Annotated in this window: 20 protein-coding genes; 6 read left to right on the top strand and 14 right to left on the bottom strand. The window is 67.2% G+C overall.

Going from position 1 to position 21,830, the window contains the following annotated elements; all coding sequences use genetic code 11:
• Positions 1–38 precede the first annotated feature (38 nt).
• Together ettA and Q8R60_10610 are read left to right on the top strand one after the other, a co-directional pair.
• Positions 39–1,706, top strand: coding sequence for an energy-dependent translational throttle protein EttA (ettA, locus tag Q8R60_10615; GenBank protein MDP3712918.1), 1,668 nt, complete (start codon positions 39–41; stop codon positions 1,704–1,706).
• 252 nt (positions 1,707–1,958) lie between these two features.
• The gene (locus Q8R60_10610) at positions 1,959–3,593 is read left to right on the top strand and encodes a calcium-binding protein (protein ID MDP3712917.1); all 1,635 of its coding nucleotides are present in this window, start codon (positions 1,959–1,961) and stop codon (positions 3,591–3,593) included.
• Here Q8R60_10610 and ygiD read toward each other — a convergent pair.
• Positions 3,590–4,363: a 4,5-DOPA dioxygenase extradiol gene (gene ygiD / locus Q8R60_10605; protein MDP3712916.1), complete on the bottom strand. Its 774-nt coding sequence runs from the start codon at positions 4,361–4,363 to the stop codon at positions 3,590–3,592. The genes Q8R60_10610 and ygiD overlap by 4 nt on opposite strands.
• A gap of 113 nt (positions 4,364–4,476) precedes the next feature.
• Complete coding sequence (locus tag Q8R60_10600; protein MDP3712915.1) at positions 4,477–5,589, bottom strand: saccharopine dehydrogenase NADP-binding domain-containing protein; 1,113 nt, start codon at positions 5,587–5,589, stop codon at positions 4,477–4,479.
• Between the two features lie 114 nt (positions 5,590–5,703).
• Between Q8R60_10600 and Q8R60_10595 the strand changes: the two genes are divergently transcribed.
• Both Q8R60_10595 and Q8R60_10590 read left to right on the top strand, forming a co-directional pair.
• A complete protein-coding gene (locus Q8R60_10595) occupies positions 5,704–6,135 on the top strand; it encodes an Lrp/AsnC family transcriptional regulator (protein ID MDP3712914.1) in 432 nt (143 codons plus the stop codon).
• A gap of 75 nt (positions 6,136–6,210) precedes the next feature.
• Complete coding sequence (locus Q8R60_10590; protein ID MDP3712913.1) at positions 6,211–7,554, top strand: cytochrome P450; 1,344 nt, start codon at positions 6,211–6,213, stop codon at positions 7,552–7,554.
• 225 nt (positions 7,555–7,779) lie between these two features.
• Here the strand turns inward: Q8R60_10590 and Q8R60_10585 are convergent, their stop codons facing one another.
• The 5 genes from Q8R60_10585 to greA form a co-directional block, all read right to left on the bottom strand.
• Complete coding sequence (locus tag Q8R60_10585) at positions 7,780–9,852, bottom strand: hypothetical protein (protein ID MDP3712912.1); 2,073 nt, start codon at positions 9,850–9,852, stop codon at positions 7,780–7,782.
• 155 nt (positions 9,853–10,007) lie between these two features.
• Positions 10,008–11,558 carry a DEAD/DEAH box helicase gene (locus tag Q8R60_10580; protein ID MDP3712911.1) on the bottom strand — a complete coding sequence of 517 codons (1,551 nt, stop codon included), beginning with the start codon at positions 11,556–11,558 and terminating at the stop codon, positions 10,008–10,010.
• Positions 11,558–12,496, bottom strand: coding sequence for a hypothetical protein (locus Q8R60_10575; protein ID MDP3712910.1), 939 nt, complete (start codon positions 12,494–12,496; stop codon positions 11,558–11,560). The genes Q8R60_10580 and Q8R60_10575 overlap by 1 nt, the downstream gene beginning before the upstream one ends.
• 38 nt (positions 12,497–12,534) lie before the next feature.
• Positions 12,535–13,188, bottom strand: a complete 654-nt coding sequence (locus Q8R60_10570; GenBank protein MDP3712909.1) for a hypothetical protein — start codon at positions 13,186–13,188, stop codon at positions 12,535–12,537.
• A 184-nt stretch (positions 13,189–13,372) separates the two neighbouring features.
• Positions 13,373–13,846, bottom strand: coding sequence for a transcription elongation factor GreA (gene greA, locus Q8R60_10565; GenBank protein MDP3712908.1), 474 nt, complete (start codon positions 13,844–13,846; stop codon positions 13,373–13,375).
• A 250-nt stretch (positions 13,847–14,096) separates the two neighbouring features.
• On the opposite strand from greA, the gene Q8R60_10560 reads away from it, so the two are divergent.
• Complete coding sequence (locus tag Q8R60_10560) at positions 14,097–14,375, top strand: hypothetical protein (protein ID MDP3712907.1); 279 nt, start codon at positions 14,097–14,099, stop codon at positions 14,373–14,375.
• 33 nt (positions 14,376–14,408) lie between these two features.
• Here the strand turns inward: Q8R60_10560 and Q8R60_10555 are convergent, their stop codons facing one another.
• From Q8R60_10555 to Q8R60_10530, 6 genes are all read right to left on the bottom strand, one after another.
• On the bottom strand, positions 14,409–15,656 hold the full coding sequence (locus Q8R60_10555; GenBank protein MDP3712906.1) for an MFS transporter: 1,248 nt from the start codon (positions 15,654–15,656) through the stop codon (positions 14,409–14,411).
• Positions 15,657–15,945: 289 nt separating this feature from the next.
• Positions 15,946–16,371, bottom strand: a complete 426-nt coding sequence (locus Q8R60_10550; GenBank protein MDP3712905.1) for an OsmC family protein — start codon at positions 16,369–16,371, stop codon at positions 15,946–15,948.
• Between the two features lie 171 nt (positions 16,372–16,542).
• Positions 16,543–17,271 (bottom strand): hypothetical protein, encoded by a 729-nt coding sequence (locus tag Q8R60_10545; protein MDP3712904.1) that lies wholly within the window; start codon positions 17,269–17,271, stop codon positions 16,543–16,545.
• A 22-nt stretch (positions 17,272–17,293) separates the two neighbouring features.
• On the bottom strand, positions 17,294–17,632 hold the full coding sequence (locus Q8R60_10540) for a hypothetical protein (protein ID MDP3712903.1): 339 nt from the start codon (positions 17,630–17,632) through the stop codon (positions 17,294–17,296).
• Between the two features lie 142 nt (positions 17,633–17,774).
• Positions 17,775–18,569: an HAD family hydrolase gene (locus tag Q8R60_10535; protein MDP3712902.1), complete on the bottom strand. Its 795-nt coding sequence runs from the start codon at positions 18,567–18,569 to the stop codon at positions 17,775–17,777.
• Positions 18,570–18,599: 30 nt separating this feature from the next.
• Positions 18,600–19,394 (bottom strand): class I SAM-dependent methyltransferase, encoded by a 795-nt coding sequence (locus Q8R60_10530; GenBank protein ID MDP3712901.1) that lies wholly within the window; start codon positions 19,392–19,394, stop codon positions 18,600–18,602.
• 81 nt (positions 19,395–19,475) lie between these two features.
• Between Q8R60_10530 and Q8R60_10525 the strand changes: the two genes are divergently transcribed.
• Positions 19,476–20,753 carry a C69 family dipeptidase gene (locus tag Q8R60_10525; protein ID MDP3712900.1) on the top strand — a complete coding sequence of 426 codons (1,278 nt, stop codon included), beginning with the start codon at positions 19,476–19,478 and terminating at the stop codon, positions 20,751–20,753.
• Here Q8R60_10525 and Q8R60_10520 read toward each other — a convergent pair.
• Entirely contained in the window at positions 20,738–21,754 is a 1,017-nt protein-coding gene (locus Q8R60_10520) for an aldo/keto reductase (GenBank protein MDP3712899.1), read from the bottom strand. The genes Q8R60_10525 and Q8R60_10520 overlap by 16 nt on opposite strands.
• Positions 21,755–21,830 lie beyond the last annotated feature (76 nt).

Genomic DNA, 21,830 nt, shown 5'->3' with positions numbered 1-21,830 from the left:
CGAATTCCCCTCTTTCGAAGAGCGAGCGCGGACGCCCCATGGCGCAGCAGTACATTTATCAGATGCAGGGCCTGACCAAGGCCTTCCCCGGCGGCAAGAAGGTGTTCGAGAACATCTGGCTGTCGTTCTATTCCGACGCCAAGATCGGCGTGGTCGGGGTCAACGGCTCGGGCAAGTCCACCCTGCTGAAGATCATCGCCGGGGTGGACAAGGAGTTCAACGGCGAGGCCAAGGCCGCCGACGGCGTCAAGATGGGCTACCTGGAGCAGGAGCCCCACCTCGACGAGCAGCTCAACGTCTGGGGCAACATCATCTCGTGGTGCGAAGAGAAGAAGATCTTCGATCGCTACAACGAGGTCGCCGCCAAGCTGGGCGAGGACTACACCGACGAACTCATGGAGGAGATGACCGCCCTCCAGGAGAAGATCGACGCCGCCGACATCTGGGACATCGATTCCAAGATCGAGATGGCCGCCGACGCCCTCCGCTGCCCGCCCAACGACTGGTCGGTGGACAACCTGTCGGGCGGTGAGAAGCGCCGCATCGCCCTGGCCCGCCTGCTGCTGTCCAAGCCGGACATGTTGCTGCTGGACGAGCCCACCAACCACCTCGACGCCGAGTCCGTGGCCTGGCTGCAGCACCACCTGGAAGCCTTCCCGGGCTGCGTCATCCTGGTGACCCACGACCGCTACTTCCTGGACCAGGTGACCAAGTGGACCCTGGAACTCGACCGCGGCAAGGGCCTGCCCTACGAGGGCAACTATTCCGGCTGGCTGGAGCAGAAGACCAAGCGGATCGTCCAGGAGCAGTCGGAATCCGAGGCTCGCCAGCGCGCCATGACCCGCGAACTGGAATGGGTGCGTTCGGGCGCCAAGGCCCGCCAGGCCAAGTCCAAGGCCCGCCTGGCGGCCTATGACGAGATGGTCCGCGAGCAGGAGACCTCGCGTCTGGCCCAGACCACCGCCACGATCCAGATCCCGCCCGGCCCGCGCCTGGGCAATGTGGTCCTCGAGGTCGAGAACCTCGAGAAGGCCTATGGCGACAAGGTGCTGTTCAAGGACCTGACCTTCAAGCTGCCGCCCAACGGCATCGTTGGCGTGATCGGGCCGAACGGGGCCGGCAAGTCGACCCTGTTCAAGCTGATCACCGGCCAGGAAACCCCGGACGCCGGGACCTTCCGGGTCGGCGAGACCGGGAAGCTGGCCTATGTGGACCAGAGCCGCGACGCGTTGGATCCCACCAAGACCGTCTGGCAGGAGATCTCCGGCGGCCTCGACGTGCTGGCCGTGGGCAAGCGGGAGATCAACACCCGTTCCTATGTCGGCTCGTTCAATTTCCGCGGCGGCGACCAGCAGAAGAAGGTCGGGCAGCTCTCGGGCGGGGAGCGCAACCGCGTTCACCTGGCCAAGACCCTGACCACCGGCGGAAACCTGATCCTACTCGATGAGCCCACCAACGACCTGGACATCGAGACCCTGCAGAACCTGGAAGAGGCGCTGGAAGAGTTCGCCGGCTGCGCCGTGATCATCTCCCACGATCGCTGGTTCCTGGACCGTCTGGCCACTCACATCCTGGCCTTCGAGGGCGACAGCCACGTGGAATGGTTCGAGGGCAACTTCGAGGCCTATGAAGAGGACAAGAAGCGCCGCCTGGGCGCCGACAGCCTCATCCCCCACCGGCTGAAGTTCCAGAAGTTCGCGCGGTAATGCTCGCGCTAGGCGGGTGGTTCTGGCAACCTGTCGAGCATGGGGCGGAAGTCTATTCTTGAGCGGCGGCTGCGCCATGAAGAGTTGATGAGTGGTCGTGCCCCTTTGTGATGGGGAAGCCTTTTGACAACTACAATTACGTCCAACTATCGGGTGGCGCCGGGGGCGTTTCTGACGTTTCGGAACGAGAATGCGATTGAAGTCCAGAAATGGACCTCCCCAGCATTTCCGTCCCTGAATATCGCAGGCAGCGTGTCGCTCACAGCGGACACCGCATTTCGGGTTATCGGTGTCTATTTCGGCGTTGGCGCCCTGCAGACGCCCCCGGCCGTCACCACCATCGAACAAGGTGGCGTCCTTTCCGTCCATTCCACGACGCCAAGCGGGTGGGCCTCCGGCATCTGGTCCCCCGATTGGTCTCCTCGCATTATCAACAATGGCGTCGTCGATGTGGCGGCCAAACAGCAGGCCATGGGTATCGACATCAGTTCGATGTCCAATCCCAATTTTGAAAATACCGGCACGATCCGAGTTGTGGCTGGGGATCAGGCGATTGGCGTCTCAATTGCAAACGGCTCGCCAGTGTTTAATTCGGGCGTTATCGAAGCAACTTCTGGTGGATTTCGCGGACCTGTAGGAATTAGTGTTGGCAGTTTTGCCGATGACTTTGTCTTCGTAAATACGGGAACCATCCGCGCTCAAAGTACGCAGACGGGCGTCGACAGTATTGGTGTGGCATATGGTGGCACTGGAACTTTCACCAATAGCGGCACGATTCAGGGCGACTATGCTCTGAGAATCTATACCCTCAATCAAAGTAGCGACCGAGATTATCTGTTTCTAAATTCCGGAACAATGACGGGCTCCGTGGACCTTGGTCTTTACTCCGATCGCGGCGGTCGCGAGATTTTCCGCAACAGTGGCCGTGTTGTTGGCGCGGTGGACTTCGGACCTCGAAACGACACCTACGACGGGACGGGCGGAACCGTCACAGGCGCGGTGCATGGTCGCCTGGGTGACGATCTGCTCACAGGGGGCGCGGCCGGCGAGACCCTGTTTGGTGACGAGGGTGACGACACGCTGGACGGCGGTGGTGGCGCGGACCAGCTCGATGGCGGCGCCGGATCGGATTTGCTGTCCTTCCTGTCCAGCCCGTCCGCCCTCAATTTCGATTTCACGCTCTCCAATCCGTATTCGAATCCGCACGCCCAGAACTTCGAGCGCCTGCTGGGGAGCCGCAACGCTGACACGCTGATGGGCGGCAGTTTCGGAGACCACATCTCCGGCAGCGATGGGGCCGACCATATCGGTGGTAGGACTGGGGCGGACACGCTCGATGGCGGCGCAGGCGATAACTACCTGCGCGGGGATGAGGGCGCTGACTCCCTGGCCGGCGGCCGCGACTTTGATGACCTCAACGGCAACATGGGAAATGACACCGTCCATGGAAACGAGGGTGACGACTGGGTCGTCGGCGGCAGGGACGATGACATGCTGTACGGCGACGCCGGCGGGGACATCGTCTATGGCAATCTGGGCGATGACACCCAGTTCGGCGGCGACGGCTTCGACTGGGTGCGGGGCGGGCAGGGCAATGACAGCCTCGACGCTGGCGCGGGCGACGACTGGATCTGGGGCGACCGGGGCGACGACACCGTGGCCGGCGGGGCCGGGGCGGATGTCTTCCACATCTTCACCGGCGGCGGCCTCGATCGGGTGACCGACTTCAGCTACGCTCAGGGCGACCGCGTGGTGGTGGACTACGGCGCCTATAGCGTCTCGCAGGTCGGGGCCGACACGGTTGTGGACTTGGGGAGCGGCGACCGAATGGTGCTGGTGGGCGTCACGGCCTCCAGCCTGCCGGCCGGTTGGATCAGCGCCCTCTAGCCGATCTTCGCGCCCAGCATGCTGATCGCGCCCAGGTCGATGTGGTCGTTGAAGAGGGTGACCGGCTCGCCGGGCTCGCTTGCCCCCAGGACGTAGAGCAGCGGCAGATAGTGCTCGTCGATGGCCATCTCGGCCTCCGGGCCGAGGCCTCTGGGGTCTATCAGGGCGGCGTGGTCCCCGGCCGAGAGCCGTCCGCGCACCACGTCGTGGAAACGCTGGGCCCAGGCCAGCGGCGCGGCGTTCTCCGCGCGAACGGCGGCGCGCAGGTTATGGACCACGTCGCCAGACCCCAGGATCAGCACCCCTTCATCGCGCAGGGGCGCCAGACGTTTGCCGACATCGTAGTGGGCCGACATGGGCTGGCTGAGGTCCATGGCCAGTTGCACGACGGGGACGTCGGCGTCGGGGTACATGTGGGCCAGCACTGACCATGCCCCGTGGTCGAGGCCCCAGTCCTGGTCGGCGCGCACAGCCAGGGGCGCCAGCAGCTCGGCGGCGCGGGCGGCCAGGGCGGCGTCGCCGGGCGCGGGATATCGCATGTCGAACAGGGCCTGCGGGAAGCCGCCGAAGTCGTGGATGGTCTTGGGCGCGGCCATGGCGGTCACCGCGGTCTCGCTCAGACCCCAGTGGGCGGAAATCGCCAGGATCGCCTTGGGACGAGGCAGGTCGGCGGCGACGTCGCGCCAGACCTGGGCGTTGGGGCCGCCGAGGGCGTTCATCGGTGTGCCGTGGCCGACGAAGACCACGGGCATGCGGGAGGAGGTGTTCATGTCCTCCATATGGCTACAGCGAGGGTCACGCCAAGAGCGGGGCCTGGAACGCTGCGCCGGCGCGAGTGCAACGGCCAGGGCGCGGACGGGGCCGGGGACGGCTGGCGGGCTCTTCAGGCGACCTTGGCGATCGGGGTCGTGAGGTCGCCCGGCTGGCGGTAGGCCTTGCCGAAGCGGTTGGCGAGGACGTCGGCGAGCGCGATCTCCTCCTGGCGGACATAGCCCTGGCTGGGCAAGCGGCCAGCGGCGAGCAGGTCGAGGACCGTGCAGATGGCCGCCGCCGTGGTGACCTGGATGGCGCTCCAGAAGCCCGCGCCGTGGTGTTGGCCCATGACCTTGCCGGCATAGCTCTCCTGCATCAGCCGGCCGTCCCGCCAGCCCGAGGCGGTGACGAAGAACACCACCACGTCCTGCTCGGTGCCGGGAACCGCGCCCTCCAGGACGTCCTTCAGGAGGTCGCGGCGATGCCGCAGGTCGAGGTCGTTCAGCAGGGTCCGCATCAGGGCGCAGTGGCCCGGATAGCGGACCGATTTGTAGTTCAAATTCGTGGCCTTACCGGCCAGAACCTCGGCCAGGGATCCCAGGCCGCCCGAGGTGTTGAAGGCCTCGTAGGTGACGCCGTCGAGGCTGAAGGTTTCCAGGCCTTCGAGGGCCGGGACTTCCCGCAGCTCGCCCTCCACCAAGGCTTCGCAGGGTTCGCAGTACTCATTGATCACCCCCTCGGTGGACCAGGTGAGATTGTAGCCCAGGCTGTTGGAGGGGTAGCGGGGCAGGGCGCCGACCCGCAGGCGCAACTCGTCGATCCGGTCGAAGCTCCGCGCTAGGTCCGCGCCGGCGATGGAGATGAAGCCGGGAGCCAGGCCGCACTGGGGTATGAAGGCGCCCTTGGCCTGCGCGGCCAGGGCCTTGACCCGGCGGGTGGTGGCCACGTCCTCGGTGAGGTCGAGGTAGTGGCAGCCGACCCGGGCGGCGGCCTCGGCGACCAGGCCCGTCAGGTGGAAGGGGGCGGCGGAGAGGACGGCGAAGGCGCCGGTCAGGGCGGCGTCCAGGGCGCCTGCGTCGGCGACGTCCAGCACACATGGTGACAGCCGCGGATGGAAGACAACGGCCTGCAGCGCGGCCGGTGACCGGTCGATCAGGGTCACGGCGTAGTCGCCGCACTCGGCCAGCATCTGGGCGATGACGCCCCCGATCTTGCCGCCGCCGATGACCACGATCTTGCGCATGCCGTTGCTCCCCGGGTTGGAGCTTGACGATGGGGCGGTTTGGGGGCGATCTGAACAGGCAGAGCGTCGGATATGCGCAGCCGGAAAAGCAATATGACCAGTACAGCCGACGATATGAAGCTGGACGCCCGGGACCTGGCCCTGGTCAGGCTGTTGGAGACCGACTCCCGTCTGCCCACCTCGACCCTGGCCAAACGGCTCGGCGTGTCGCGTACGACGGTGCAGACCCGCATTGACCGACTTGTGACCGCCGAGGTCATCGCAGGGTTCACCATCCGTCTGGGAAAACCCTTGGAATCCAGGATCGTACGCGGACATGTCCTGGTGACGGCGGCGCCCAAGGCGGCCCGACATATAGAGGCCAGTCTGCGCACCATGCCGCAGGTGGAGGCTCTGCACTCGGTGTCGGGGCCCTTCGACATGATCGTCCAGGTGGCCGCGGCCTCCATCGAGGAGCTGGACCAGGTGCTGGACGACATCGGCCTGATCGACGGGGTGGAGCGCACCACCTCCTCGATCATCCTGTCGACGCGAATTCGCAGGTGACGTAAGGGCGCCGTTTGCGTTGCGTAGGGTCACGCGGCGTAGGAGATTCCCCGCAACACAACCGGAGACGCCGCCATGCTTCTGATCAGTGACACCGTGGACGTCGGCGGCGCCAAGGGCCCCGCGCACAAGCCGGTCTATCCGGCCAGCCCCGTGGAGCTGTGGAACCCAGAGGCCTTCACCAAGGGGCCGCCGATGGGCGCCTTCGCCCAGATGCGCCAGGCCTCCCCCATCGCCTGGATGGACGAGCCCGAGGACCGGCCGGGCTTCTGGGCCCTGACCCGCCATGAGGACGTCATGCGGGTGAACGCCGACTACGAGACCTTCTCCTCGCAGCGCGGCGGCATCCTGATGAGCCACCAGCGCTCCGACATGCAGCTGGCCCGCGCCAGCCTCGACACCATGATCAACATGGACGCGCCCTACCACATGCAGCTGCGCCGCGAGCACATGCCCTATTTCACGCCGGCCTATCTGCGCGGGCTGAACGACCGGGTGGAGGGCGAGGTGACCCGCCTGCTGGACGCCATGGCCAAGCAGGGCCGGGTGGACCTGGTGCAGGCCGTCTCGGCCCACCTGCCGCTGTTCACCCTGTGTGAAATCCTCGGCGTGCCCTTAGAAGACCGGCCCAAGTTCCTGACCTGGATGCATTATCTGGAGCTGGCCAACTCCTTCGCCGCCGAGCGCGCCGGCGGTGGCGGCGGTCTGGAGGCGGCCGCCGCCGAGGTGCCGCCGGAGATGCAGGCCTTCCTCGACGCCTTCAAGAACGCCATCCAGGAGATGTTCGACTACGGCCGGCACATGCTGCACAAGCGCCGCCTGGATCCGCAGGCCGACCTGATGAGCGCCATCGCCAAGGCCCAGGTGGACGGCGACCTGCTGGCCGACGAGTACCTCGACGGCTCCTGGCTGCTGATCGTCTTCGCCGGCAACGATACGACCCGCAACACCATCTCCGGCTCGATGCAGCTGCTCAGCGACTTCCCCGACGAGAAGGCCAAGCTGATCGCCAAGCCCGAGCTGATGCCCAACGCCGTGAACGAGTTCATCCGCATGATCAGCCCGGTGATCTATATGCGCCGCACCGCCACCCGCGACGTGGAGGTGGCCGGCCAGCAGATCGCCGAGGGCGAGAAGGTGATCATGTACTACGGCTCGGCCAACCGCGACGCCGCGGTGTTCGCCGATCCCGACCGCCTGGACGTCACCCGCGCCAACGCCGACAAGCACATCGCCTTCGGCTACGGCCCCCACACCTGCATCGGCAAGCGCGTCGCCCAGTTGCAGCTGGAGGCGGTCTATCGTCAGATGCTGGCGCGGTTCCCCGACATCCACCAGTCGGGGCCGATGGACGTGGCGCCGAACAACTTCGTCTATGCGATCCGCTCGATGCCGGTGGAGTTCACGCCGGAGGGGTAGGGGCGGACGCGCTAGGTCTGAAGCGGGCTCCAAGCCGACGTTCGGAATGTCTTCGTTCGGACGCTAGGGCAGCAGCATCCCAAAAGGGGTCGTGTCCTCTGGACGTTCATCCGAAGTAAGCCCCAGCCAAACTGTCAGCTGCTGGCGTTGGCGCGGGAGCTCCGCGCTGCCAACCAGGCTACCGGCTGCACTCGGCCCGACGACCGCCAAAACCGCGGGCGCTGACTAGGCGCGTCCTGCACGCCATTCGAAGGCCCGCTCGACGCGAGGCGGTCCAACCGTCAGCAGCTCGAAATCGCTTCGATACGCGTCGCCTTGCATCGCCACACCATGGGTGCGAGCGAGTGCGAACCCTGCGGCGTCGTACCAAGTCGTGCCGGCTGGATCGGTGACGGGAAGGACCCAGTAGCGCGCGCGATTGCCATCCGTCCCGACGAGGGCCGCGCCGAGGTTGATTGCTGGCGCCGGCGCCGCATCAGCTCTCGGGATTTGTCTTTGCCAGGCCAAGAATTGCTGGGGATCGATAAAATCATCGGCTGTCGGCGCCGCGATCTGGCCGCGCAGAAAGGCGTCGAACTCGGGTCGTCGCCGTGTCGCCGCGTCTCGCGTATCTGCGAGACCTTGAGCCTGACAGAAGGCGACGAAGGGGTCGAGCGTGCCCCACTTCAGCAGTTCGCGGATCCAGAACCCGAACCACGGCAGTTGGGTCGTCTGCCGCCAAGTCGCCAAGTCCGGCGTCGGTGCGCCGCCCGCGCCTGCCGACCAGGCTTCAGCCACTACAGCGCCGAGGGCAACGCCGAGCCTGAAATCGAGATTGTCGCCGACGAACCTTTGCCACGCGCGGAGAGCATGCGGCTCAGGCGCGATGGCGCCTGGCGCCTGCATCCACCAGCCAAGTACGTCAGACCAATTTGCGAGGATCTGCTGATCTCCAACGGTCGTGCGCACCTGGAAGCCAAATCCGGGTTGGGCGCGAACTAGTTCGCCCAGTCGGACGAAGCGGGCGAGCCGAGCCGCCCCATCCTCAAGTCCATAGTCTGCGGCCGCCGCGAGTTCCGCTCGGATGAGTGGGGCGAGCGCTTCGAAGCGTCGACCAATCGTGGGCGCGAAGCCGTATTGGTAGAGGCGCCGGCGTTGCTCTGCGTTCGGATAGATACGCTCCACCAAGCTGCGGCCCCGGTGGACGAAAGCCTGCTCGAGCCAAGCCTCCTGAACTGCCGCGACCTGCGCAAAGGACCGGTTCCAGACTGAACGCAGAAACGCTTCAGCCGCCGGTCCGTCGATCCCAGCCCCCATTTGGCGAGACACTTCCTCTACTGCAGCAAGAAGAATGGCATCCAGTTCGTCCAGGCTGTCCGCCAGCTGTGCGTCAGGAGTGCGCGCGCCTGTACCAACGGTGAGCGTTACATTTTCCGGATAAGTGGCCGCTAGCCACGCCAACATTTCGTCGCCAGGTTGGATGCCGAACTGCTGGTGAAGATGTTGGGCAATCAGAGTCAGAAGTACTGCCAGCGGGCTCCAAACTGCGGCCCCGGGGGCCGCTTCCGCCGCCAGCCTGTCCAGCATGTCCTGGTAGTCTTCGTTCATGGATGCGAGTTGACCGCGCTGCTTGTTGACCTGGGCCGGTGCAGTGGCGGCAGGTGCTTGTGGGAGCGCCACCAGTGTCATGCCCTCAACACCTTCTGCAGCACCTGGTCGACCAGCGCGGCCAGCCAGATTTCGAAACTCGGACGTGGACAGCGGCGATGTGACCTGCGTTCGCGCCGCTGCGTCGAAGCTGCTACGCTTCAACGCGGTGACGAAGATCATGTCGAAGGGCAGGTTCACCCCTTCGGTCAGGGTTGCGGTGGCGATGGTCACTGCGCAAATGCGGCGGTCGATCAGGTCGGTCATCAACCTCCGCAGCCGCTGCGGCATCTGCCCGTGATTGGTGGCGATGCCGCTCCGCAGCAGCGCCAGCTCGTAAGAGTCGGGACCGCAGTAATCCAGACAGGCCGCGACGGTCTCGCGATATCTGCGTCGGGCGTCGACCTCCGTAGGCTCGGCAAATTGCGCAACTTCGATCCAGCCTGGCCTGAGGATGCCTTCGGTGAACCAACGCATGGTCTGCTCCGGCTCTTGCGCCACTGAGATCAGAATCCGCCGGCCGCTGCTTCGGAGGTTGAGCGCCGTCCAGAGGATGTTGAGCTGGTTGAACCGGTCCAAGCTGCCTCTGACCACCGCGGGAAGCTGTGGCATGGCCGCGATCCGAAGCGGCAAGTAGACCGCCTCTTCCCGTCCCCGGACGTAGAGCGGCACGCCATTCATGAGATCCAGTTGTGCCCGGGGTGGCTGACCTGGTGACGACTCAAGACTACCAATCAGCTGCCGTGTGCTGCGGTAATTCACCCCCACGGCGACCGCATCAGGTCGGCCTTCCATCCACCGCGCAACAGGAGCAGCGGCCCCGCCGGCTACCGCCGGCTACCGCCGGCTACCGCCGTCAGCGCGATCCGGATGACAGCGGGCTTAAGCGCGAGAAGGCGGGAAACCAGGGACTCCAGCCGCATAGCGCGGCTACCATGGTCTGCCAGTCGCTCGAGACTTGAGCGGTCCGTGTCCGCCACAACCTGGTGCGCCTCGTCGAGGATCAGGAGTTTCAACCGGCCCACGAGGATTGGCCCCAGATAGCGCATTAGCGCATCAGCTTTTTCCACTGTCGCAATCAGGACCGTTGGCTGATCGGCCGTGAGCCAATAGTCGGTGATGCCCCAGTCTGCCCCGCCGTAGAGGCCAGTGATGACAAGGTCGCGGCCGAGTTCCGCCGTCAGCTTGGCCTCAACCTCGCCGGCCAATGCCCGAGAGGGCACCAAGTAGAGGGCGAGCGGGGCGGGTCCGAGAATGTCTCGTTCGGAAACCAGCAGTTCTTTGATCAGGGCAAGGTTGGCGACCAGCGTCTTGCCTGACCCCGTAGGCGTACAGAGCGCGAACGAAGAGGCTTGAGCGAGCTTTTCAAGGCCGTGGATTTGCGACGTCCAAAGCACGCCACGACCGCGAGCGAATTGTTCCCGCGCAAAGGCCTTGAGGCGTGGGGCCATCGCCGGCGCGCCGGCTGCCAGCTGCTCGATCCTCGGGTAGAGGCTCGCGGCCGCGAACCGTTCGGCCGTCGCCTGGAGCAGCGTCAGGAGCATCCAGACGTCTTCCGAAGCAGAGCGAACAGCGATCTCTTTCAAGCCGACAAACTTTCGGCGAGCGACCGTTAGGCGAGCGTCGTCGCCACGACGCAGGGCGTCAGACGCGAGGCCGATTGCTCTCACGAGCTCCACGACGAGATACCAAGCGACGCGGTCTTCCGCGTCCTCACCCAAGATAGCGGCGGATCCCCGACGGGTGGTCAGGCCAGGATGTCGTGCCCAAAAGTCCGCTGCTTGCCGCAGCGCTTCGTCGAAGTCCGCTTGGAAAAACGCAGCGTAGAGACGCCCGTCGCCACCCGCCGGCATTCCACCAACGACGTCCCGAATGCGACTACCGTCGTCCAAGCCCAGCTTGCGCTGGTCCTCGTCTTCCTCATTTGGCTCCGGCTGGTTCGCGACCATGTCGAACCCAAGGTCGCCAGCCTGGTCGCGAGTCACCTGTTGCCGCAGCACGCTCCCCGCCATCGCCGGAAGCTCGCCAAGCTGGTAGGCACCGGCGGAGAGCAGGGCGACGGGAAGCAGGCATTTCAACGCATCATCCGCTCGGGCAAGCCACTCGAAGAGTTCGCCGGCCCGGCGGTAGCATTCAATTGCGGATGCCGAACCTTCACCCTCCAGCTCGCGGAAGAGCTCGGCGGCATGGAGAAGTCGGCGCGCGTCGGCGAGTTGCTCTTGAGATTCGAGCGCCGACCACTGGTTGGGCGGGACTTGCCACGAATGCTGGAGGCAGCGGACGAAAAGGCGCGCCTGCTCTGGCGTCAGCGCATTGGTCTGGCCCAACTCGCGCCGAAGGGTCTCGGCTACTTGAAGCCGTTCGGCCTCCAACGCCATCAGACGCCTCCCCAAAGGCTATCGTAAAGCTGATCAATCAGCCCGTCGCCGTCCTTCAAGATGACCTCAACGACCTGCAGAGGGTTGCCAGCGGTGTAGTCGGCTGGCGGCGCGTCGCTCGGCAGAAGAGATGCGCCGTCCTTGTGCTTTTTCGCGGCGTTGCCGCTCAACATCACAAGATCCGTCCGAGGGATGACGACGGGATCGCGTAGGATCAGGGCACGGTCCAACGACAGGATGGCGGCGGCGAAGCCCTCGGAGTCGCGCTCTTTGAGGATCGCCTGGAGTTGGCGAAGTCCATCAGGAGCGGCGAGCTCGCGGTTTAGGCCGTACCAGATACCCAGGCCGGATCGCTTCTTGACCCCTGCGCCGTCGGTTTCCCACTCACCGTGCATCAGGGTTTCGACTTCCCCGGGCGTCAGGGCCTTGCGCCACTTAGCCTCGCCGGCAAGGAAGCGAACCACCGAGCCTTGGCCATCAAGACAGACAGCGATGAAGTCATTGCCGTGGCGGCCATGGAGCTGACGCTGTCGAGCGGGGTCGCGCGCGAGCGCGAACACGTACTTTCGGGCGTCCGCGTGGTGGCGGAATAGGAACACGGGGATCGCCCAGTCCTCATCGCCAACGAACGCGTATTGTTGTGTGACGAGCCCGCAGAGGACTTCACCGAAGAGCCCGCGGCGGGCCGTGGGGGGCAGACATGCGGGATATTGGGCATGGCCGCCGGGCGCGCCGGCGTCGGGGTGCAGGTCGAGGCCCGCATCCCCGTGGAAGACCTCACGGGCGTCCAAATGCGCGGACTCGAAATAGGGGCGAAGCTGGCCAGGATCGATCGGCGCCAGCTGCTCAAGAAGCAGATGGCCGTAGTTGCCGGCGATCTGGTTGGTCTCTTTGAGCCAGGCGGCTATGGAGGCGCCGGGCGGCGGGCAAGTGTGCATGGATCGCTCTTAGGCAATCGCCTCGACAGGCTTGCCGGTTAAGTCGGTGGTTGCCGGTTTTTCAGTTCCGCCTGAAACAACCTTAGGTGTTGTCCGGCAAGGTCCTCATCTCCGAGGGCCACGTCCACCAAAATCTGCATGATCATCGATGTGCCGTGGGTGACCTCTTCTGGATCAATCTCGACGCCGTCCCAGGCTGGATCGGTCGCGGCGTCGAAATTGATCACCCACCACCGCTGGATTTGGTTCAACAAGCGCAGCATGTCGCCGAACAACTGATCGAAGGACTCAGGCTTGGAACCTCCGACGATCTGGGCCAGGTCGTGGGCCACGTCGTTTCGGGCGGCCTTGATCCGCCAAAAGGCGTTCCTGTCTTCTTCGGAGATAACGTCGGAGTCGACCAGCCAGGCTAGTGATGCGCGCAGTGCATCGCCGTCGCCCTTGGGGTCCAATGCCAGCACGGCTTTTCGGTAATCGCCTCCCGGCCTGAGCTCACAATCGGTGAAGTCTGCGTAGAAATCCCGCAGACGGCCGATCACCGCGCTTTCCAGGAGTTCGTATCCCAGGGAGAATAGGCCGGATCGGATGAGGCGCCCACGAACGACCTCCGGCGTCAGCATCGCTTCCCACTGGCCGAAGGGGTCGGCGGAATTTTGAAGCGTCATCGCAGCCTGAACTCCGCGATCAACCATGCCCGACAACTCTGCCCCCGTCTTGTAGGTGAGGTAGTCGCGAGGCAGGGCGAAATCTTACAATCGGAGCCAGAAAATAGTCCTCGAGTGGAGGAGCGGCAATGTCCACTTTCCGCCGGCGCCTGAACGTCCGCTGTTGGCGCATCAAAGACCTCGGCGGTTCGACTTTCGAAAGGTCCGGGGATCAGATCCACTCGACCTTGGTGACCTCGTAGGCCGTCAGGCCGCCGGGGCTTTTCACCTCGACGAGGTCGCCGCTCTCCTTGCCGATCATCGCACGCGCGATGGGGGAGGTGATCGAGATGCGGCCCTGCTTCACGTCGGCCTCATGCTCGCCGACGATCTGGTAGCGGGCGGGCTTCTCGGTCTTTTGGTCGATGACGGAGATGGTGGCGCCGAACTTGATCTGGGTTCCCGACAGCTTGCTGACGTCGATGACCTGGGCGCGGGCGATCATGTCGCCGATCTGGACAATCTGTCCTTCGATCCACCCCTGCCGGTCCTTGGCGGAATGGTACTCGGCGTTCTCCTTCAGGTCGCCGTGCAGGCGCGCCTCGCCGATCGCCACGGTCACGGCGGGCCGCTCGATGGTCTTCAGCCGCTTCAAGTCTTCGTCCAGGGCGCGGTAGCCCTGAGCGGTCATCGGCACTTTTTCCATGGCGGTGGGTGACCCTGGGGACAATGGTGGACCCGGACGACAGGCGCAGACGTCCGCGGCGGGGGTGGGATGCGGCTTGAGCGATCGCCGAGGGCCGCGTCCGGTTAGCACGATCACCGCCGGAAGTCCGGTCGCCGATGTCTCAGCCCGAACCTCGGCTCCGCGCGCAAGGTCCGCCGCCGGCGCCCGGAGGGGCTTGCCCGTCGCGGGGCGGAGGCTCATCTTTCCGGCAGCACCCAGGAGGCAGGCCATGAGCGAGGCGGTGGGTCCCGGAGACCTGGTCATCTGCGTCAATGTCGCCCCCAACCACGCCACGGGCCGGCCGACGCCCCTGGTGGCGGGGGAGAGCTACCGGGTGTTCGCGGTCATGGAGTTCGCCTGCCCCTGCGGGCGGTCCGACGCCCTGCTGGATGTCGGGGTCGATTTCGCCTGGTGTCAGACCCGCTTTCGCCTGCTGCCCAAGCCCAAGCCCAAGGCCCAGACCCGGACGCGGCGCGTCACGGCGCCCAAGGAGATGGAGCCGGTCTGAGGGCCTGCCGGCGGCAGAGTCGGCTGGCCGCGGTCACGCCGCGTCCAGCTCGATCCCCTTGACGCGGCGCAGGGCCGGCGAGGTCAGGGCGATGAGCGGTCCCACCGCCAGGCCGGCGGCGGCGACGAACAGGGTCTCGCGGACGCCGATGAGGCCGCCGAGCGCGCCGAGGGCCAGGGCGCCCACCAGCATGGTCCCGCCGCCGACGGCCTTGAAGGCGCCCGCCGCGCGGCCCAGGGTTTCCTGGGGCAGGACCGTCTGGCGCAGGGAGGCCGCGAGGACGTCGTGGATGACGGAGGTGGAGTCTCCCAGCAGCTGGGAGACGATCAACATCGCCATCCCGAGCGCCGGGGCGGCGGGCGACAGGGGGATCAGCAGGGCGCTGGCGGCGGAGGCCAGGGCCATGATCAGGATGGCGGGGCCTGCCCCCAGGCGCCTGGCCACCGGGGCCGCCAGCCCCGCGCCGATCAGGGCGCCGAGGCCGCCAAAGGCCACGGTGATCCCCAGCATGACGGGCGTCAGCTCGAGGGTGCGCAGAGCAAACAGCACGTAGAGGGCCGCGAAGCCGCCGCCGAACAGGCCGTTGCAGGCGGTCATCACCAGCAGGGGCCGGACGCGGGGCTCGGCCCAGGCGACGCGGAAGCCCTGGGTCAGGTCGGCCACCCAGGGCTGGGGCGCGACGGGCGCAGGCTCGGGCTCGACCTTCCGGATGCCGGCGAGGAAGAGGGCCGAGACCAGATAGGTCACCGCATTGACCGCGATCGCGAAGGGGGCGGTGAGCAGTTGGAAGAGCAGGCCCGCCAGGGCCGGGCCGCCCAGCTCGGCCACCGACTCCGTGGCCGAGAGCCTGGAATTGCCGTCCACCAGCCGCTCGGTTCCGATCAGGGCCGGCAGATAGGCGTGATCGGCCATGTCGAAGAGCACGCTGGCGGCCCCCACCAGGGCGGCGGCGGCCAACACCTGCCACAGGGAGAGCCAGCCCATCCAGGCGGCGATAGGCACGGTGATGAGCACGGCGGCCCGGATCAGGTCGGTGGCGATCAGCACCGGGCGGCGGTGGCGGCGGTCCACGAAGCCGCCGCCCAACAGACCCACGAAGAGGGCCGGGCCATAGGACAGCGCGGCCAGCACGCCGAGCGTCGCCGGGCTGGCCCCCAGGGTCAGGACCGCCGTCATCGGCAGGCCCTCGCGGGTGATGCGGGCGCCGAAGGTGGAGACCGCCTGGGCGGCCCACAGCTTCATGAAATCGCGGTCGCGCGTCAGGGCGACAGGTGGAGGCATTGGGAAGTCCGTCGAGGTGGCTCGGCCGCGCGGGGCCGCGAACCCGCGGCGTGGTGCGGGCGCTGAGGGCGAGCGCGATATTTGTCAGCCGCCTCGGACGCTTGCCTTGGGGCAGGTTGGCCGGGCGGGGACGTGAGGTCAAGCTTGTGGGATTTTCCTCCCCTGTGAAGCGGAGCGGAACGGGGGAGGAAAGGTTGGCTCCGTAGGTCTCGATCAATCGCACGACGCCGTTGGTCAGGCGCTGAGACCGCTGCGCCGTGTCGAGGGCCGCTTCATCGGCGCTGAGGGACTAGGTCTCAGGCGCCCCGACGGCGGACTTGCGGAGGATCCTGCCGGTGAGGGGGAGGGCGGCGGCGACGGTGTTGGAGATGGTCCCGTACTTCCGCACATTGGTGTGCAGGAGGTCCAACCGATGGTCGCTCTCGTCGGTGTCGACGATCAGCTCATAGTCGATGGAGACCATCTTCGGCGGGCTGTCCTGTCGCTCGCCGTGCAGGCGCACCTCCACGCCGCGCAGCTCGAAGGCCAGCAGGGGCGTGACCCGCTCCACGCCCTTGATCATGCAGGCGGCGACGGAGGCCAGGAACAGCTCGGCCGGGTTGAAGGCGTCCGGCCGCCCCTTCACGTCGGTGTCGAGCAGGATCTGGGCCTCCTTCGTCGTCGCCAGGCCGCCATGGGCGTCGACCCTGCGGGCCTCGACCCGATATTCCAGCATGGCGGAGTCCTTTGGTGGATGCGGCGCGACGGCGTCGCTCCGGGCCTTGATAGACCCGCCAGGGTCCACCCACCCTGAGCCAGATCAAAGGGGGGGCCGGCTGCAGCACACGCCAAAAGGCCCCCCGGCATGAGCCGGGGGGCCTGGAGGTCGAGGCCTTGAGGCCTTTGACTAGATGTTCGTGCCGGGGATCGGGGCGGTGATCCCGGCGGGGCGACGCTCGCCATCGGTGTCGAGGCTGTCGTCGCGGCCGTCCTGGTTCATGAAGGAGCGGCTCTCACCATAGCGCTGGCGTTCGCGAACGACTTCATCGGCGGTGTAGGGGGCCGCGTCGTGGTCGAAGCGGCTCCAGCCGCTGGCCCGGTAGTCCGATCCCCGCGTCAGGGCGTCGACACCCTGATGCTGGTTGAGGATCTGATCGACGCGGTCGGCGTCCTCGTCCTTGGCCTTGACGCTGACCAGGGTGCCGCCGCGGCGGACCCCCTCGGCATAGACGTGGGCGTCCTCGTCGGAGTGACCAGCGTCCTTCAGGGCGCCGAGCACGCCACCGGTGGCCGCGCCAGCCGCTGCGCCGGCGGCGGCGCCGACGACGGTGGAGACCAGCCAACCGGCGGCGACCACGGGGCCGAGGCCGGGGATGGCCAGCATGCCGAGGCCGGCCAGCAGGCCGCCGCCGGCGCCGAGCAGGCCGCCCTTGGTGGCGCCCTCGGCCGCGCCTTCAGCGGTCTCGTTGTCGTCGTCGAGGTCGGCCTTGTCGTGGCGATGGCCCTCGTGCCAGTTGTCAGCGTTGCTCGCCACCAAGCTGATATCGTTGTGGGAAATGCCCGCGCGTTCCAGTTCGGAGACGGCGGTCATGGCTTCGGTGTGGCTGTTGAATAGACGTGAGACAGTGCGGCTCATGGTGAGCTCCTAAGCTTTGAGGTTAGCGGGCGGTGACGGCGCCCTTGAAGTCGAGCGACACGTCCATGGACTTGCCGTCCTTCATGGCCTTGGCGGTCCAGATGCCGTCGGCGCCCTTCATCAGGCCGGTGACGTCGGTGTAGCCGGCCTTCTCGATGTGGCCCTTGGCCTGGCCTTCGGTGAAGGAGTTGGAGGCCGCCTCGGGGGCGACGTCCGAGGCCGTGGCGCCGGCGTCCACCGCGTCGTTGGCGGCGGGCGGCGAGACAGCGCCCCCGGCGGCCATGGCGTTGGCGCTGGCGTCGCTGGCGGCGGCCGAGGTGTCGGTCGCGGTTTCCGACGCGGGCTTGGAACAGGCCCCCATGAGGGCCAGGGTCAGAGCGGCGCCCGCAAGGGCCCCCATTGCATTTCGCATGAACGTTTCTCCGGAGATTGAGGCCCAACCAGCGCCTCAAACCCGGTGTTCGTTCCGACAGCCCAGCTTGAAATCTACGGGCGGCGTCGCTTCACCCCAGCAGGGTTTCGATCACCTGGGCCACGCCGTCGTCCTCGTTGGCGGCGGTCGTCTCGCGGGCGGCGGCCAGCACCGCGGCGTGAGCGTTGGCGACGGCGACACCGCGGCCGGCGGCCATCAGCATGGGAATGTCGTTGGGCATATCCCCGAAGGCGATGATCTCGTGGGCCTCGATCCCCAGATCGGCGCCCAGGTGGAGCAGGCCGCTGGCCTTGGACACGCCAAGGGCGCCGAACTCCACGAAGGGGGCGCCCGAATGGGTGACGGCCACGCGGTCGCCGGCCAGGGACCGGATCAGGGCGTGCAGATCGTCGATCTCGTGGGCGGGATGGTGGACCAGGATCTTGACCAGGTCCTCGTCGCAGAGGCTGTGGACGGGCTCCACCCGGGGCTCGTGGTGGTGAACGAAGCCGTCGAACATGGAGAGCGGGAAGGCGTCCTCGCGGCCCACCTTGTGGCCGTGCTCGGTGGCGAAGCTGAAGTCGGGGTCGGACCGGCGCAGTTCGCCGATCAGCTCCAGGGCCACCGCCGTGGGCAGGGCCTCATGACGCATCACCCGGGCCTCGGTCAGGTCGTAGAGCAGGGCGCCGTTGGAGCAGACCGCCATGCCGGTAATCCCCAGGTCGTCGGCGATGTGGTGGACATCCCGCGGCGGCCGGGCGGTGACGAAGGCCACGGCGATGCCGGCTTCGCGCGCATTGGCGAGGGCTTGCCGCGTGCGCGCCGAGATCGAGCCGTCCCGCCGCAGCAGGGTGCCGTCGAGGTCGGTGGCTATGAGGCGGATCATGGTCGTTTTTGATCGCGCGGCGGGAGTCGGTCAAGCCACGAGAGGTGTGGCGCGGGGCCGCCCCCACCAGAGGGTGCAGGAGATCTCGAAGGTGACCTTGCCGTCCCGGGCATAGGGGGCGACGACGGCGCGCAGGTCGGCGTCGAAGCCCTCGGCGTGGGCGCCCATCTTGGCGCGGGACCAGGTGGCCCGCGAATGCTCGGCCTCGATCAGGTCGTCGACGGCTTGGGTGACGGGGGCGGTGAAGACCTCGGTGGCGGCCAGGTCGAACCAGGGCTGGTGGCCGATGATGCGGGCGGTGTGCGCCGGGTCCTGCCACTGGCCGCCCAACTTGCCGACCCAGTCGACGATGGTCTGGTCCCAGGCCTTGATCCACGGCGCGTCCGCTGGCCCGTCGCCGCCGAGGATGGCCATGACGCCGTCCGAGGCGATGGCGGCGGCGAGGTGGGGGAACAGCCGCGGGGCGTCCATCCAGTGGATGCTGGCGCCAGCGGTGATCAGGTCGAGGCCGGCAGGGAGGGGGAGGTCCTCAGCCAAGGCCTCCGTCCAGGCGATATGCGGGTTGGCGCCGGCGTCCAGGGTCTGGGCCAGGCGCAGCATGGCGGCCGAGGGATCGACGGCCAGGACCTCGGCGAAATGGGGCGCGAGGGTGAGGGTCAGCTTGCCGGGGCCGCAGCCGAGGTCGAGCAGGCGGTCGCGGCCGGGGGTGAGCGCCAGCAGGCGGTCGAACAGGGCGGGCGGATAGGGCGTGCGGTGGACATAGGCCGCCACGACGCCCTCGTCCTCGAATTCGGCGCCGGTGTTCTGGGCTGCTGTCGCGGCCATGTTCGCCTCCCCTGGCTTTGATCTGACCTTGGGGCTTGTTGGGAGGCTGGCAAGTGGGCTGTGCCCCGATAAGCTCACCCCATGTGCGACACCCTGGTAGCCCTGGCCTCCGAGACCCCGCGCGGGAAGCTGCTGTTCGCCAAGAACAGCGACCGGGAGCGCAACGAGGCCCAGGTGCTGGAGATGCATCCGCGGCGGACGGGCGGCGGGGATCTGAAGCTCACCTACATCACCATCCCCGACGTGGCGCAGACCCAGGCGGTGTTGATCAGTCGGCCCTGCTGGATGTGGGGGGCGGAGATGGGCGCCAATGAGCATGGGGTGGTGATCGGCAACGAGGCGCTGCATGCCCGCGTCCCGGCCCAGCGCAAACGGGCGCTGACGGGGATGGATCTGGTGCGGCTGGGGCTGGAGCGGGGCGCGAGCGCGGGTGAGGCGCTGGCGGTGATCATCGGCCTGCTCGAGCGGTACGGCCAGGGCGGCGACTGCGGCCACCTGGGGCGGTTTTACTATCACAACGGCTTCATCATCGCAGACCGCGCCGAGGCCTATGTGCTGGAGACGGTGGGGCGCGACTGGGTGGTGGAGAAGGTCGCCGGGCGGCGGTCGTTGTCCAACGCCTATTCGATCGGAGCCGACTGGTCGGCGATCAGTCCGGGGCTGGCGGCGCAGGGGGCCGGGCGGTTCGACGTGGCGGCCCAGCTGATCGACGCGGCGCGCGACGCCATAAGCTTCGGCCGCGGACGCTGCGCGCGGGGGCAGGCGCTGCTGGACGGGGCGGGCGCGGCCCTGACCCCCGGAGCGATGATGGCCATCCTGCGCGACCACGGGGAGACGGCCGACTGGAGCCCGGCCAATACGGTGGGGCGGACAATCTGCATGCACGCCGCGCAAGGGCCGCGCCGCAGCCAGTCGGTGGCCTCGATGGTGTCGGAAGTCGGGAGCGAGCGCGCCGTGCATTGGGTGACCGCCACCTCGGCGCCCTGCACCAGCCTGTTCAAGCCGGTGCTGTTCGAAGCCGGCCCGCCGCCGGTGGGGCCGGCGCCCACCGACACCTATGACGGCGAGAGCCTGTGGTGGCGGCATGAGCGGCTGCACCGGGCCCTGCTGGCCGATCATGCGGCGGGCATGGCGCTGATCGCCGACGAACGGGACGCGCTGGAGGCGGGGTTCCGGGCGCGGATCGACGCGGCCGATGATCTGCCCGCCGCCGTCGCCCACTGCTGGCGGGAGGCCGCCCAGGCCGAGGCCCGCTGGGCGGCGGCGCTCAAGCCTGCACGGTCGGGCGGCTCAGCCTACGCCCGGAGCTGGGCGCGGCTGAACCGCGTGGCGGCGCTGCCGCGTCAGCCCATCGGGTAGAGGATTTCCTTGGAGATGGCGTCGATCTTCGACAGCACTTCGGCCGACAAGGTGACGTCGGCGGCGGCGAAGATGTCGGGGAGTTGCTCTTCCTTGGAGACGCCGACGATGGTGGAGGCGACGAAGTCGTGCTGCTTGCTCCAGGCGGTGGCCAGGGTGACAGGCGACATCCCGGCCTCGGCGGCGACGGCGGCGAAGCGTTCGGTGGAGGCCAGGGACTTCTCGTTGACGAAGCGCTGGGCCATCACCGCCTGGCGGCCGCCGAGCGCGATGTAGCGGGAGAAGCGCGCGCCCTCCGGGGTCGCCCCGCCCTGGTACTTGCCCGAGAGCACGCCGCCGGCCAGGGGCGAGAAGGGGATCAGGCTGACGCCCTCCTGGCGACAGGCCTGAGCCAGCTCGTCCTCAAAGCGGCGGTTGTTGAGGCTGAAATTGTTCTGGATGGTCTGGTAGCGGGCGACGCCGAGGCGGTCGGAGGTCGCCACGCTCTTCATCAGGCCCCAGGTGGTCTCGTTGCTGCAGCCGATGGTGCGCACCTTGCCCTCGCGGATCAGCTCGTCGAGGGTCTCCATCGTCTCGTCATAGGCGACGCCGTGGTCGGGCCAGTGGGTCTGGTAGAGGTCGATATAGTCGGTGCCCAGGCGCTTGAGGCTGGCCTCGACGGCGCGGGTGATGTTGTGGCGGTCGAGCGCGGTCATGCCGGCCCGCTGGGCGCCCTTGATCCAGCCGTGGCTGGGGCCGCAGACCTTGGTGGCGAGGATCACCTCGTCGCGGCGCTTGGTTTTCAGCCAGCGGCCGACGATTTCTTCGGTGCGACCGGCCCATTCCTCGCTGGGCGGCACCGGATAATTCTCGGCGGCGTCGAAGAAGTTGATCCCGGCCTCCAGCGACTTGTCGAGGATGCGGTGGGACTCCGCCTCATCCACCTGGGAGCCGAAGGTCATGGTCCCCATGCAGATCTTGGAGACGACGATGGCGCTCTTGCCGAGGCGATGGGTCTGCATGAAGGGGTCCTTGAAATGGGAGCGTGGCCTGGGCCGGCGTCAATGCCGCGCAGATAGGCGCAAGGTCCCGGAGCGC

The organism is Mycobacteriales bacterium (assembly GCA_030697205.1).
In the GTDB taxonomy this organism is placed as follows: Bacteria; Actinomycetota; Actinomycetes; order Mycobacteriales; family SCTD01; genus JAUYQP01.
Note: the sequence above shows the minus strand (reverse complement) of the source record. Positions and strands in the feature narration are given on the sequence as shown.